14 protein-coding genes are annotated in these 12,730 nt (G+C 66.8%); 8 read left to right on the top strand and 6 right to left on the bottom strand.

The features are described 5' to 3' along the window. Window positions 1-3 precede the first annotated feature (3 nt). The 3 genes from AB0H49_RS05545 to AB0H49_RS05535 all read right to left on the bottom strand — a co-directional run bounded on the left by AB0H49_RS05545 (window position 4) and on the right by AB0H49_RS05535 (window position 2,069). Window positions 4-483: a DoxX family protein gene (locus AB0H49_RS05545; protein WP_357247487.1), complete on the bottom strand. Its 480-nt coding sequence runs from the start codon at window positions 481-483 to the stop codon at window positions 4-6. Between the two features lie 93 nt (window positions 484-576). Continuing rightward, window positions 577-699, bottom strand: coding sequence for a hypothetical protein (locus AB0H49_RS05540; RefSeq protein ID WP_357247484.1), 123 nt, complete (start codon window positions 697-699; stop codon window positions 577-579). A gap of 449 nt (window positions 700-1,148) precedes the next feature. Then, window positions 1,149-2,069 carry an SDR family oxidoreductase gene (locus tag AB0H49_RS05535; protein ID WP_357247968.1) on the bottom strand — a complete coding sequence of 307 codons (921 nt, stop codon included), beginning with the start codon at window positions 2,067-2,069 and terminating at the stop codon, window positions 1,149-1,151. A gap of 137 nt (window positions 2,070-2,206) precedes the next feature. On the opposite strand from AB0H49_RS05535, the gene AB0H49_RS05530 reads away from it, so the two are divergent. The 4 genes from AB0H49_RS05530 to AB0H49_RS05515 all read left to right on the top strand — a co-directional run bounded on the left by AB0H49_RS05530 (window position 2,207) and on the right by AB0H49_RS05515 (window position 5,701). Then, window positions 2,207-2,824, top strand: coding sequence for a TetR family transcriptional regulator (locus AB0H49_RS05530; protein ID WP_357247481.1), 618 nt, complete (start codon window positions 2,207-2,209; stop codon window positions 2,822-2,824). Between the two features lie 433 nt (window positions 2,825-3,257). Continuing rightward, the gene (locus tag AB0H49_RS05525; protein ID WP_357247478.1) at window positions 3,258-3,815 is read left to right on the top strand and encodes a hypothetical protein; all 558 of its coding nucleotides are present in this window, start codon (window positions 3,258-3,260) and stop codon (window positions 3,813-3,815) included. 193 nt (window positions 3,816-4,008) lie between these two features. After that, entirely contained in the window at window positions 4,009-4,983 is a 975-nt protein-coding gene (locus AB0H49_RS05520; RefSeq protein WP_357247475.1) for a hypothetical protein, read from the top strand. A 418-nt stretch (window positions 4,984-5,401) separates the two neighbouring features. After that, complete coding sequence (locus AB0H49_RS05515) at window positions 5,402-5,701, top strand: hypothetical protein (RefSeq protein ID WP_355001470.1); 300 nt, start codon at window positions 5,402-5,404, stop codon at window positions 5,699-5,701. A gap of 236 nt (window positions 5,702-5,937) precedes the next feature. Here AB0H49_RS05515 and AB0H49_RS05510 read toward each other — a convergent pair whose 3' ends face one another. Then, window positions 5,938-6,399 (bottom strand): dirigent protein, encoded by a 462-nt coding sequence (locus AB0H49_RS05510; protein WP_357247472.1) that lies wholly within the window; start codon window positions 6,397-6,399, stop codon window positions 5,938-5,940. Between the two features lie 184 nt (window positions 6,400-6,583). Here AB0H49_RS05510 and AB0H49_RS05505 point away from each other — a divergent pair, with 184 nt between their 5' ends. Together AB0H49_RS05505 and AB0H49_RS05500 are read left to right on the top strand one after the other, a co-directional pair. Beyond that, the gene (locus AB0H49_RS05505; protein ID WP_357247469.1) at window positions 6,584-7,462 is read left to right on the top strand and encodes a LysR substrate-binding domain-containing protein; all 879 of its coding nucleotides are present in this window, start codon (window positions 6,584-6,586) and stop codon (window positions 7,460-7,462) included. 317 nt (window positions 7,463-7,779) lie between these two features. After that, window positions 7,780-8,325: a hypothetical protein gene (locus tag AB0H49_RS05500; RefSeq protein ID WP_357247466.1), complete on the top strand. Its 546-nt coding sequence runs from the start codon at window positions 7,780-7,782 to the stop codon at window positions 8,323-8,325. Here AB0H49_RS05500 and AB0H49_RS05495 read toward each other — a convergent pair. Next, window positions 8,267-9,187 (bottom strand): helix-turn-helix transcriptional regulator, encoded by a 921-nt coding sequence (locus tag AB0H49_RS05495; protein ID WP_357247463.1) that lies wholly within the window; start codon window positions 9,185-9,187, stop codon window positions 8,267-8,269. The genes AB0H49_RS05500 and AB0H49_RS05495 overlap by 59 nt on opposite strands. 159 nt (window positions 9,188-9,346) lie before the next feature. On the opposite strand from AB0H49_RS05495, the gene AB0H49_RS05490 reads away from it, so the two are divergent. Beyond that, window positions 9,347-10,300, top strand: coding sequence for an aldo/keto reductase (locus tag AB0H49_RS05490; RefSeq protein WP_357247460.1), 954 nt, complete (start codon window positions 9,347-9,349; stop codon window positions 10,298-10,300). Between the two features lie 132 nt (window positions 10,301-10,432). Next, the gene (locus tag AB0H49_RS05485; protein ID WP_357247458.1) at window positions 10,433-11,146 is read left to right on the top strand and encodes a cutinase family protein; all 714 of its coding nucleotides are present in this window, start codon (window positions 10,433-10,435) and stop codon (window positions 11,144-11,146) included. A gap of 63 nt (window positions 11,147-11,209) precedes the next feature. Here AB0H49_RS05485 and glpK read toward each other — a convergent pair whose 3' ends face one another. Further along, entirely contained in the window at window positions 11,210-12,724 is a 1,515-nt protein-coding gene (glpK, locus tag AB0H49_RS05480; RefSeq protein WP_357247455.1) for a glycerol kinase GlpK, read from the bottom strand. Window positions 12,725-12,730 lie beyond the last annotated feature (6 nt).

The raw sequence follows: 12,730 nt of genomic DNA, 5'->3' as shown, positions 1-12,730 counted from the left end.
GAATTACGCGCGCCGGAACTTCAGCGCGAGGGGCAACGGCTTCGGGTCGCGCTGGGCCGGGGCGCGCAGCGCCCAAGAGGCCAGCGTCAGTCCCGCGAAAACCAGCGGGGACACCACCTTCGCGGTCGGATCACCGACCGCGAGATGCGAGGCGGCCGCACCGGCGTAGACGAAGAACAGTCCGGCGTAGGCCCATTCCTTCAGTCGCGGGAATCCCGGCGTCACCACGGCGACGACCGCGGCCACCTTGGCCGCGCCGAGAATCGTCGCGAAGTACATCGGGTAGCGCAGCCCGACGAAGGTCTCCTCGACGTACGGGATGCGGGCCAGATCCCAGTACGCGCCCACCACCGACTCGGTCAGTACCAGGCCGGTGGTCGCGGCGAAGACGGCGAACTTGGTTCGCGATGCCGCGGTGCGGCCCGCCACGGAGTCGATCAGGCTCCGCACGCGGTGTGCCGGAGTCGCGACGGTTGTGTTCATGGTCGGTGTTCCTTTTGCATTGTGTTCGGGTGGGTGGCCGCCCGGTACCGATATGACGACGCCGGGCTGAAAACTGTGACAGCGGGCCGCGGTTCAGGCCTGCTCGCCGCGGTGGTAGACGCCGGCGACGAACCCGGGGACATCGTTGGACTCGCAGTAGGCGGAAACCTGCTCGCGGAGCTGGACTTCGACGTTGCGCAGTGGGTTGTAGTTCATGCGAACGATCGTCGAACCTTCCCCTCGGGGCAAGGTCAAGCCCTGAACAAAGAAACTCGACGAGCTCTTCGATCGTGATGGCGACTCGGAGAACCTTGCGGGCTACCGCGAGAAGTACCCCGACGTGCACGTCGAGTGCGTTGGGGCGGAGGTCCGGCCCGCCAGGGAAGCACCCACTGATGTTCTACGAGATTCGGCGACGCCTGGTGCAGCCGGGCCGCCGTGACGAATGGGCGGGATCGCCTTCGCCATGCGGCTGATCCAGCCAACCGAGGAGGTCCCGCGGGCTACCAGCCCTCCGCAGTGCACCGAGGAGTTCCCGGATGCGGGATCGCCGGGGCCCTGGCCGTTCTGGCGGGGCATGGGTGTCCTGCTGGCCCGGGTCCCGCAGACCTTGCAGGACGCGAGGGTCCGCGGGCGCGGGGAACGAGCGGGCTGGAATGGAGCGGTCAGGGGGTGATGGTGGCCGGGACCTCGAAGTAGTGACCTTGGCCGAGATCATCGAGGAGGCCGGGCTGGACGGGCTTCCAATCGAGGAGGTCCCGGGTCAGCGTGCTCGAGGACGGGTTGTCGGCCGTGGCGTGGGCGCTGAGGAAGCCGAAGTGGGTGTCGGCCTGCGTCGCGGGGATGCTGACCACGGGCACGTTCAGCCCGCGGCCGATGGCCTCGGCGATCTCTCGGAAGGAGATCCCCTGGTCATCGACGGCGTGCAGCCGTGATCCGGCTGGCGCCGATTCCAGCGCCAGCCGGTACAGGCGGGCCGCGTCGAGCGTGTGCACGGCGGGCCAGCGGTTGTCCCCATCGCCGACGTAGGCGGCGACGCCCTTGGACCTGGTGATGGAGATCAAGGTCGGGATGAAGCCGTTGTGGTCGAGCGTGCTGTGCACGGTCGGAGCAAGCCGGACGACGGACGAGCGGATATCGCGCTGCGCTAGTGCGACCACCGCGTTCTCGGCGTCGATCCGCGGCCCCGCGGCGATTACGTCCGCTTCGGTGGCCTCTCTCAGCCCCGCGAAGGCGAGCAGCATGGTTCCCGACGTGCTTACCAGAGGCTTGCCGGTGCCGGCGAGCGCGTGCCCGAGCGTGTCGATGGCGCGCAGATCCGCTGCCACCGCGCTGTCGAAGTCGCCGGCGAACATGGCGTCGTGCTTGAAGGCCAGGTGGATGACGCCGTCGGCCGCGGCGGCGACCGCGGCGAGGCCGTCGAGATTGTCGAGGTCGCCTCGGTGCACCTCGGCACCGGCAGCCGTCAAGGCGGCGGCGGACTTGTCCGAGCGGGCCAGGCCGACGACCCGGTGTCCCGCTTCGAGGAGTTCGGGGACGACGGCGGAGCCGATGTGTCCGGAGCCTCCGGTGACGAATACGCGCATGGTGCGCCCCTTCTGCTGCGGCAACCCCACCCGAGGCAGGCCACCTGATGTCAGTTCGTGACATCACCGTAGCACTGATGTCAGACTCTGTCATCACTTTGATGTCAGATTCTGTCATCGGTGTATACGATCGGAGCATGAGCCGATGGAAACCTGACGCACGAGGCCGCCTGGAGAAGGCGGCGCTGGAGCTCTACAACGACCAGGGCTTCGACGCCACTACTGTGGCGGAGATCGCGACACGCGCCGGCGTCACCGAACGAACCTTCTACCGGCACTTCGCCGACAAACGGGAAGTCCTCTTCCTCGCCAGCCCCCTCGCCGACCTCCTCGCGAGCGCCGCGGCCGCCGCCCCTGTCTCGCTCTCGCCGCTCGAGGTGATCACCCACGCCCTGACCGAAGCCGCACCCGTCTTCGAAGAACGCGGGGACCTGGCACGGCAACGCCACGCCGTCATCTCCGCCAACCCCGAACTCCAGGAACGCGAACTGGCCAAACTCGCCGCACTCGCTTCCACGCTCGCCCACGCGCTGGGCGAACGCGGTCTACAGACCACCACCGCAACACTCGCGGCCGAAATCGGGATCGCCGCGTTCAAGGTCGCCTACGAACGCTGGGTCAACGACCCCGACCGAACCCCCCTCGTCCATCGCATTCGGGAAACCCTGGACATCGCCAGGCGTCTCACCGCACCTGCCGTAGGTATCGCCGCGGCCGACGATGGGAGCTTCGCAGACCAGGAGGGAACGGCATGAAGGCGGGACAGCAGGGGCCCGCGGGCAATTTCCGTTCCGACGCTCCCGAGGGCTCGGGGACGTCGGCGAAATCGCGCCAGAGGTAACTGATTTCGGTGTGGCGGCGGGTTGGCCAGGGGGCGGGCAACCATCGGGATCGGCGATCGTGATGAGCAGGATATGCGCAGGTCGGCAGTGGGTGCGCTCGCACCTGTTCGGCGTGGATGCTGGCCTCTGGTTCGGTTGTGTCCGGTGCTCGTGGCGCGCGTAGGTGAGTTTGTCGAATCGGAGGACTGCGGCAGCCAATCGGTCACGTCGGCCGTAGTGATACAGGCGACGGTCGTGATAACTGTCATAGTTCGTCAACGAAACGAAATCTCTACTCGGCCAGATGATCTGGGAGCGGCCGCCAATGAGGGCGGCCCCTACCCGAGGAGACGACATGGCCCAACGTATGTTGCTCGCGGCCGTCGCGGCCACCGCCGCAGTGACCCTCAGTGCGTGTGGCGGCGAGGGCGCGTCCAATGCCGGATCTTCGGCATCGAGCACCGTTTCCAAGACCGTCTCGACCACGGTGCCCACTGTCGAGACGACCGCGCCCGGCGCTGAAACCACCGCGCCCGGCGCTGAAACCACCGCGCCCAGCGCGGAAACCACGGCGCCTGCCACCAAGAGCACCGTTACCTCGGCGGCACCCCAACCTTCGGACACGCCGTCAGCGGACGAACCCTGCGCCATGGTCACTCGCGAGTTTCTGATCACCTCGTTGAGAATGACTGGGACGCCCAAGTATCCGCTGGCAGATCTCCAGCGCGCACGGTGTAGCGGCACCTTCGCCTCGGCGATGAGCCATCCGGAGGGCACCCTGCATCCGGTCATGTATCTGTTCCAGTACTCCGCGTGGAACGGGAACATGCGCTGGCACGTGATCGATGTCGGCGAAGGCCTCGACTGTGTGAACAGGCACGGCGTACCGGCGGCGGCAGGACGTGAAATCGGCTGCGCCGCATAGTCGTTATCCATACCTGAGGGCATCGGTGTCGGAATGGCGTTGGCGTGGGTGACGACCGAGGTCCCATAAACTGCCGCCGCGACGCCCGCTGAATGGATTGGGGCTCCACGACTTCGGAGTCTCCTACCGGACCCACACGATTTCTCCACACTTGGTAACCGGATCAGACACAACTGGTCGATACAGTGACCGCGTGTTCGCTCGTGATACATCGTGGAATCGCTCGAGCCTTTTCGCGTACATATTGCATGTCGTTGCCGTCGGCGCGCTGGCTGTGGCGTGGGTGGCGATCGGGCTCGGACTGTACTCGGAGCCGGGATCGGATCCACGGTTCGAGCTCGAAGCGGGCGGCAGCTTCGCGGCCAACCTCATGGTCTATTGGCCGTTCCTGTTTGTGATCAGCCCGGTGCTGGTCGTCACTGGCATTTTCGGGCTGATGCCATACCGGTTCGCGCCTGGCGGCACCATCGCGGGTGGGATAGTTGCCAGTTTGTTCGCTCAGTGGGTGGGAACCGAGCTGTACTTGTCCGATTACAAGCCGGAGTTATCCGGACACCTCGACACGAGCATCGTCGCGGCGTGCTTCGCCCTTGCCGCAGCGTTCGCGGCAGCCTTCTTGCACTTGTATGGCAACCGATCCGGTCGGACGCGCGCCGCCTCGATTCGAGGCGGAGCAGTGCTGGTAGTTGCCATTCTCGTCGGTGCGGTGGTCACAATTCCGCCGCTGATCGCGGGCAGCGGCACACCGTCCGGCGTCCTGGCTCGGCTCGTCACCAACCCCCATTGCGGCAGGAACTTGTCGGACTGGACCGACGAGGGACAGTCGACCGTCTACACGGGCGGCGCGACCCAGTCGTATCCGCCGAAGGATGTGCCCGACAACGTGTTCGGGGTCGTGGTCTCTCTGCGTAACGGCACCGGCAGCGTCGAAACTACCCCGCCGACCGCGATCTCGTTCCGAGACCAGCTGCCACTACAGTCGGGTCCGCCGGGAACCCAAGTGATGCTGTATCAGCCTGGTACAGGCAACGAGTTCGCGTTTACCCACCTGCGCGCTCCGAATTGCGAGGCTGGCAGTAGCCGGGTGGTTTCGGCGACCTACGAATATGCGGATTACGGCGGAACGAGCACGTCTCGGATTCAGGGCACGGTATCTCGTAGCGGCTAACGCGCTGGCAGGGGTGTTCGATAGCCGTCGCTGATCTGAATGTCCGCATCCGCCTATCGCGCGGTCGGACAGTCTGTCTGGCACTGGCTGGGTGACATGTCGGTTACACACTCATCAAATGCCCGCTTGCGGGAGGGAGACGACGATGTCGCCTCTCCCGACAGCAGCCCCGTGATTCGGCGCGGCGAGAGCACGAATCCTGATGGATCGGTTAGGAGGTGGTGGAGCCGCTGCCGCCGGTCCGCGTACCCGGAACAGGCGCGGACGGATGTCCCCCAGATCGGTCTTCGACCACGTCGCTACCACCAAGTCGGCAAGCATCCTGTAATGGCGAATCGAGTATGGTGCCGGGTCCCGAGCTGTTGTAACACCTGGTCTATCAGCGCTCGGAGCAGAAAGCCGAGCGGAGAGGAGAGCGATGACTGATCCCCGTTGGCAGCTCGTGCGGGCTGGTGAAGTCATCGGAGTCCTGGCCCAGGACGGCGTCGACATGTTCTGGACAGACTGCCTGTTCGAGCCTGGACCTGGATGGCCGGATCTCGAACCAGTGTTCGCTGCTTCTCGCGACGCCTGGCGTCGCGGCGACTCGAAGGCGGCCGCCGAAGCCGATGAGGCGATTCAGGCGCTGGGGCTTGCCCTCATGTCTATCGACGGCGGGGCGTCACTGACAGGAATTCTGATACGTATCAACGGGGACAAGGCCCGCTTTCGATACTGATCGCACTCTGACGACGCGCGGGCAGGGCGCCGATTGTCCGCTCACGCCGCTGATCGCGCGGGCTGCTCTGGGCCTTAGGAGGCAGAGTCGGCGAAAATGGCCGGGGTGACATTTCCATTAAGCACTCCTCATTTCGGTCGAATGCTGCCCGCCCCGTTGCCGCTGCCACATTGCCCATAACAGCATGTTGCGGTGAAGCGGTGGGAGGGCCGCGACGCCGCGTAACCGTCCACGAATCAACGGATGATCTCGGCACGTGCTCGTTCGTTCGGGGTGCCGATGTCCCAGAAGCGGACCGTGCCCCGCGCTTCGCGGTACACGCCTGTCCCGCCGGTGATGGCCATGTCGAGCGGGCTCGCGCCTCTCACCCAGAGGGACTGCATGGTTACCGAGCCTTGCATGAGTTCCATGGTGATCGAGCACTGCATGGTGATGTTCTCGCCGTCGACATGAAGGGTCTGGCACGAGCCGCCCCCGCGTCCGACTGTGCGTCCGTGCTGTATCGCGTTGCCGGAGTACACGTCCATGTCGCCCACGCTCACCCCCGGCTGGCCGAGATCGAGACTGGCGTACTGATCGTTCTCGACCCCGAGTTCGAGGACCTCGACCTGATCATCTGCCCGGGCTTCGGTCTCGCTCGTGTTCGCGCCGCAGCCGCTGACCGCGACGGCGATGAGCGGCGCGGCGACGAACGTCATGAACGCGGCCTTGGTGCGAATGTTGTTGTGCATGAGGACTCCTCGAATTCGAGTGGGCGGACCATCCGCCCACGTCTCGACTGTGCTGCTCGTTCCGGGCGGTGCATGTCCACAGCTTCACCGATTGCGTTCTATGCTGTCCAAGACCAGAATTCACAAGAATTCATAACACTCAGGCTATGAAATGGATCTGTTGCAGCTCCGCTACTTCCAGGCGGTGGCCCGCCGCGAGCACCTCAGTCAGGTGGCCGCCGAGCTTCGCATCGCGCAGCCCTCGCTCAGCCGCGCGATTGCCCGCCTGGAGGACGATCTCGGCGTGCCGCTGTTCGATCGGGTGGGGCGAGGGCTGCGACTCAACCGATTCGGCGCCGCGTTTCTCCGCCGCGTCGACCGGGCGCTGCGCGAACTCGACGACGCCCGCCGCGAACTCGGCGATGCCGCCGGCTTCGACCACGGCAGCATCGCAATCGCCGCGGAAACCCTGCTCACGGTGACCGGGATGGTCACCGAGTTCCGCGCCGAGCACCCGGGTGTCGATATCCGACTCCACCAGTCCGATGCCGCGACCATGGCGAGACAATTGCACACGGGCGAGGTCGACCTCTGTATCGCTTCCCAGCCGCTGTCGGGACCGAACTTGCGGACGCGAGAACTGTTGCGGGAGGAAGCACTGCTCGGGGTACCGCCGGGACATCGGCTCGCTGGACGGGAATGCGTGCGACCCGAAGAACTCGCGGGCGAACCGTTCGTCACCACCCGCCCCGGCTACTGGCCACGCGAGCTGACCGATCAGATGTTCGCGGCGGCCGGACTACAACCCGTGTACGTCTGCGAGAGCGATGAGCCCGGAGCTACCGGCTACTTGATCAGCGCGGGCCTCGGCGTCGGTCTGGTGCCTGCGTATTCACTGAGCACCAGCGCTTATCTTCCGGGCTCCTGGGTGCGCCTGGACGTACCGGACTGCTACCGCGTCCTGACCCTCGTGTGGCGCGCGGACACCTATTTCTCCGCCGCGGCACAGCGGCTGACCGACTTCGCAAGTGAATACTTCCGCCGCTTGTAGCAGTCACCTGCCGTGGTTTGTTCACCGACGGCCTACCGGGATCGAATCCAGCCGCCTCTCAACATGTGAGCCGGACGGTAGCAGCTCGGACAGGGCCGTTCACTGCGCTATGAGCGACACTGTCCGTGAGTTGAGTGGTTTGTTGTCGAGTTCAGGTGCGGGGCAAGGGGTTTGCGGCTGCACGCCGTCGATCGGCCACGAACTCGCTGCCGCCAACGTGCTGCCAGTAGGAGTGCAGAGCAGGCACCACTCGCTGGGGTGAGCATCGAGTACTACACGCGTCTGGAGCGCGGCAACCCAAAGGTGTCTCCGACACCATGTTGGACGCGCTGGCCCAGGCGCTGCGGCTCGACGGAACCGAGCGCATACATCTGTACGACCTCGCCCGCTCGGCAGCACCGACACCGGAGACCCGGCACCGGGCGGTCCGGCCGACGGTTCGGCCCAGCGTGGCGCGACTCGTCGAAGGCATGCCGGGGCTGCCGGCGTCCGTCGTGAACAACCGCCTCGACACGTTGGCCGCCAACCCGCTCGCCCGGGGCCCTGTACTCGGAGATGTACTCCACCAGCACACGACGAGAACCAGTGGTAGGACCGATGGCCGTGATCCCCCGGCACCTCGATGTCGTGGTCGTCGGGCCGGACTGTCGGGCGATCGCGGCCGAGCCAACTACGCGGCGGCCACGGTCTGCAGACTGTCGCGACGGGCACCGGATCCGATGCGGCGGCGCGGTCCAGGCCGCGGTGATCGTAGATGTGGGGTGGCGAGGACGCCGAGGACAAGGCCGGGCGAACCGCGACGGATCAGAGCGACCCGGGCTGAGGAGAGTGGCGGGTCGGCTCTGCCGCCCGGGATTGCGTAGCTGCCCAACTGGCGAGGAGTTCGAGCCGGTCTTCCGATGCGGTGCCGGGCTCGGCGGTGTATGTGATCAGGTTGTGCACGGCTCGGCCGGGCAGGGGTAGGTCGAGGTCCTGGAAGGTCAGTTCCAGGTGGCCGACGTCGGGGTGCTGGAGCCGTTTGATGCCGTCGTGGCGGATCAGGACGTCGTGCGCGGCCCAGCGGTCGCGGAACTCGGGGCTGAGGGTGGACAGCTCGCCGACGAGTTCGCGCAGTGCCCGGTCGCGGGGCTCGCGCCCGGCCTCGGCGCGCAGCAGGGCGGCGGTGGCATTGCCGGCGGCGTCCCAGTCGAGGAAGAAGTCACGTGCGCCGGGGTCGAGGAAGACGTAGCGGGCGATGTTGGGGCGACCGCGCTGGTCGATGGTGTCGCTGACGAACATCGGCGCGTGCAGGGCTCGGGCCAGAGGGTTGCTGGCGACGACGTCCGTGCGGCCGTTGCGTACGAACGCCGAGGACATCGTCATGGAGTCGAGCAGCCACTGGACCTGGGGCGGGACCTCGACATCCCTGCGACGCGACGGCGTGCGATTCGCGGGCCGCGATGACCGGGCCAGGTCGAACAGGTAAGTGCGTTCGTCGTCGTCCATTCGCAGGGCGCGAGCAACCGCGCCGAGGACGTCTTCGGACACGCCGCCGATATGGCCCTTCTCCAGCCGCGTGTACCACTCCGTGCTCACGCCGGCGAGGACGGCGACCTCCTCGCGCCGCAGCCCGGCGACCCGGCGACGAGCGTTGGTCGGCAGTCCGGCCTGCGCCGGGGTGATTTTGGCGCGCCGGCTGGCGAGGAAATGCCGGATTTCGCCGCGGTTTCCGGGCTGCTGGTCCATGTCGTTCACGGTAGCCGCTGGTTACGGCGCGAGGGGGGTCGAGATCACACCCCCTATAAACGCGACCTTCTCCGGTGGCGGCCATCGCGGTCTCCTGGGGGATCGAACGTCCCGACACGATCCCAGGGGTGATGAGAAATGAGACTGGAGGTAGGCGAGATGACGAGTAGGACGCTGACAGCGCCGGCGGTGGCGCTGGGCACGTGGGCCTGGGGAGACAGCGGCGAGGTGGGCGACGGCTATTTCGGCAGTCGGCTGACCGAGTCCGGCCTGCGAGAGGTCGTCGAGAAGGCGCAATCGAACGGGTTCACCCTGTGGGACACCGCGGTGGTGTACGGCATGGGCCACTCGGAGACGGTCCTCGCTCAGGCGCTGAAAGGCTACGCCCGCAGCGAGTACCAGCTGTCGACGAAGTTCACCCCGCAGGTCGCGGGTGACGGCGACGATCCGGTCGCCGACATGCTGGAGCAGAGCCTCGACCGAATGGACACCGACTATGTGGATCTGTACTGGATCCACAATCCTGCCGACGTGGCCCGTTGGACGCCGCTTCTGATACCGCTGCTGCAGAGCGGCAGGATCAAACACGTTGGCGTCTCGAACCACAACATGAAGGAGATCGCTCTTGCCGATCAGATCCTCGGCGAGGCCGGCTTCCGTGTGGAGGCGGTCCAAAACCACTATAGTCTCCTGTACCGAAGCTCTGAGCGCGCCGGCATCCTCGAGCACTGCCGCGAGCACGACGTGCGGTTCTTTTCCTACATGGTTCTCGAGCAAGGGGCGCTGACCGGCAGGTACAGCCCGGCTCATCCGTTGCCGGAGGGCAGCAGCCGGGCGGCCGTGTACAACGGCATCCTGCCTCAGCTGCAGGCGCTGACGGCCAGGATGGGAGCGATCGGCGAGGACCGAGGCGCGTCCGCCGCCGACGTCGCCACCGCCTGGGCCATTGCCAAGGGGACCACCCCGATCATCGGGGTCACGAAGGCGGGTTACATCGACGGGTTGGTCCGAGCTTGCGGCATCGAGCTCGCCGACGAGGAGATCGCGGAGCTGGAGGCGCTGGGGGATGCTGCGGGCGTCGACACGCGCGGCAGCTGGGAGCACGACATGTAGCAGTCGTCAAACGGCTTCCTTGACGCGCCTCGCACGCCGGAGGACAAGCAAGACAACGACAATGACCGTCCGTTCGCTGAACTGGTGTGCGGCATCTGGCGCCGCGGCCGCGGGGCGCAATACAGTGGGCGCATGCGTGAACGATCTCGAATCCTGCTGTGCGCTACCACGACCGTCGCCGCGGCGCTGGCGCTGCCGGTCCTCCCGATCGCGTCCGCTGAGCCCTCCCCCAGTTCCACCGGCTGCGCGGAGGTCAGCGTAGTCACCGTCCGTGGCACGCTCGAACCGCAGATCGGCAGTCTGCTGCTGACCCCGCTGGCCCGGCGGATCGCCCAGGAATCCGGCCGCAGCACCACAGTGACCGAACTCGAGTATCCCGCCTCGATGGCTCCCGACAGCGCCGTGCGCGGTGTCGAGAACCTGACGGCACTCGTGAACAAGGCCGCAGCCGAATGCCCGAAACAGCAGCTCGTCCTCCTCGGCTACTCACAGGGCACCCGCGTCATCGGCAACACCCTTCGCACGCGGACCGCCTTGACCGACCAAGCCGCCGCGCAGATCGACGCGATCGCCCTGTTCGGCAGTCCGCTGTTCAACGGCGCCGACCCCTTCAACCGCGGCAACTACGATCCCGCCCTGTCGGGCACCGCCGCGCTGCCCGTCGGCGCCCTCGGAGAATTCACCGACCGCGTGCGCTCCTACTGCGCCGCCGCCGACCGCGTCTGCCAGGGCGGCGACCCGGCCGCCGGGTTCGGAAATGCCTTGAGTCCTGGGCATTTCGCGTACTTCGTCAACGACTACCGGGACCAGGCTGCGGCATTCGTCCGCGAGCAACTCGGCTCGTAGTCGTCCCCTCCTGCGGCCCGCGTCCGACCGATCACCGCGCCGCGGTGATCGGTCGACACGCTTCTAGCGAGCACGCGGTTTCGATCGCACCCAGCCGAAGGTCAGTTCCACCGCGCGCCTCCACTTCTCGTACTCGTCCTCGCGATGCGCGGGGTCCATTCGCGGAAGCCATTGGGCGGCAAGGCGCCAATTGTTGCGCAGCCCCTCCAGATCCGGCCAGTAACCGACAGCGAGGCCGGCGGCATACGCCGCACCCAGCGAGACGGTCTCGGCGACCAACGGACGCATGACGGGTACGTCGAGTACGTCGGCCACGATCTGCATGAGCAGGTTGTTCGACGTCATGCCGCCGTCCACGCGCAGGGTGGCGGCCTGCAGGCCGGAGTCGGCGTTCATCGCCTCGACCACGTCGCGGGTCTGCCACGCGGTTGCCTCCAGCACGGCGCGGGCGATGTGCCCTTTGGTGATGTAGGAGGTCAGTCCGGCAATCAGGCCGCGGGCGTCGCTGCGCCAATGCGGCGCATACAGCCCGGAGAACGCGGGCACCACATAGCAGCCGCCGTTGTCTTCGACGGTGCGCGCGAGCGTTTCGATCTCCGGCGCGCTGGTGACCAGGCCGATGTTGTCCCGCACCCACTGCACGAGCGAGCCGGTGACCGCGATCGGTCCCTCCAACGCGTATACCGGCTCGGGGCCGATCTGGTAGCCGATCGTGGTGAGCAGGCCGTGCTCGGACCGCACCAGATCGCGTCCGGTGTTCATCATGAGGAACCCGCCGGTGCCATAAGTGCACTTTGTTTCCCCACGCGCGAAACAGGTTTGGCCGAACAGCGCGGCGTGCTGGTCGCCCAGCGCGGCGGCGATCGGAATGCCAGGCACCACCCGGCGGGTCACGCCGTAGGACGCGGTGGAGCGCTGGATGTGCGGCAGCATCGCCGCGGGAATGCCGAAGAACGCCAGCAGTTCGTCGTCCCAGGTGAGGGTGCTGAGGTTCATCAGCAAGGTGCGGCTGGCGTTGGTGACATCGGTGAGGTGCAGCCCGCCGTCGACCCCGCCGGTGAGATTCCAGATCAGCCAGGTCTCCATGGTGCCGAACAGCACCTCGCCGCGCTCGGCGCGCTCGCGCAGACCCGGGACGGCGTCCAGCATCCACCGCAGCCGCGGCGCCGCGAAGTAGGTGGCCAGCGGCAGGCCGCACAGCTCGCGGATCCGGTCCGCACCCGGCCGTTCGCGCAGCTCGCTGACCAACTCCTCGGTCCGCACGTCCTGCCAGACGATGGCGCGCCCGATCGGCATCCCGGTGCGGCGGTCCCACACCACGGTGGTCTCACGCTGATTGGCGATGCCGAGCGCGACGATCTGGTTGGCGGCAACGCCGGAATCCCGCATCGCCTGCGGCACGATCCGCTCGACGTTGCGCCAGATCTCCAGCGCGTCCTGCTCGGCCCATCCCGGGCGCGGATAGTGCTGCTGATGCGGGCGCTGCGCGACGCCGACCAAGCGGGCGCGCTGGTCGAACAGGATGCAGCGGGTCGAGGTGGTGCCCTGATCGATGGACAGCACGTAACGTTGCGTCATCGGCGG

Source organism: Nocardia sp. NPDC050713, from assembly GCF_040654315.1.
GTDB lineage: Bacteria > Actinomycetota > Actinomycetes > Mycobacteriales > Mycobacteriaceae > Nocardia.
Note: the sequence above shows the minus strand (reverse complement) of the source record. Positions and strands in the feature narration are given on the sequence as shown.

Bases quoted from the DNA above. Each gene is read 5' to 3' on its own strand.
- AB0H49_RS05545 (WP_357247487.1), bottom strand. From the start codon at position 483: ATGAACACAACCGTCGCGACTCCGGCACACCGCGTGCGGAGCCTGATC.
- AB0H49_RS05540 (WP_357247484.1), bottom strand. From the start codon at position 699: ATGAACTACAACCCACTGCGCAACGTCGAAGTCCAGCTCCGCGAGCAG.
- AB0H49_RS05535 (WP_357247968.1), bottom strand. From the start codon at position 2,069: ATGCGCGTATTCGTCACCGGAGGCTCCGGACACATCGGCTCCGCCGTC.
- AB0H49_RS05530 (WP_357247481.1), top strand. From the start codon at position 2,207: ATGAGCCGATGGAAACCTGACGCACGAGGCCGCCTGGAGAAGGCGGCG.
- AB0H49_RS05525 (WP_357247478.1), top strand. From the start codon at position 3,258: ATGTTGCTCGCGGCCGTCGCGGCCACCGCCGCAGTGACCCTCAGTGCG.
- AB0H49_RS05515 (WP_355001470.1), top strand. From the start codon at position 5,402: ATGACTGATCCCCGTTGGCAGCTCGTGCGGGCTGGTGAAGTCATCGGA.
- AB0H49_RS05510 (WP_357247472.1), bottom strand. From the start codon at position 6,399: ATGACGTTCGTCGCCGCGCCGCTCATCGCCGTCGCGGTCAGCGGCTGC.
- AB0H49_RS05505 (WP_357247469.1), top strand. From the start codon at position 6,584: ATGGATCTGTTGCAGCTCCGCTACTTCCAGGCGGTGGCCCGCCGCGAG.
- AB0H49_RS05500 (WP_357247466.1), top strand. From the start codon at position 7,780: ATGTTGGACGCGCTGGCCCAGGCGCTGCGGCTCGACGGAACCGAGCGC.
- AB0H49_RS05495 (WP_357247463.1), bottom strand. From the start codon at position 9,187: ATGGACCAGCAGCCCGGAAACCGCGGCGAAATCCGGCATTTCCTCGCC.
- AB0H49_RS05490 (WP_357247460.1), top strand. From the start codon at position 9,347: ATGACGAGTAGGACGCTGACAGCGCCGGCGGTGGCGCTGGGCACGTGG.
- AB0H49_RS05485 (WP_357247458.1), top strand. From the start codon at position 10,433: ATGCGTGAACGATCTCGAATCCTGCTGTGCGCTACCACGACCGTCGCC.
- glpK (WP_357247455.1), bottom strand. From the start codon at position 12,724: ATGACGCAACGTTACGTGCTGTCCATCGATCAGGGCACCACCTCGACC.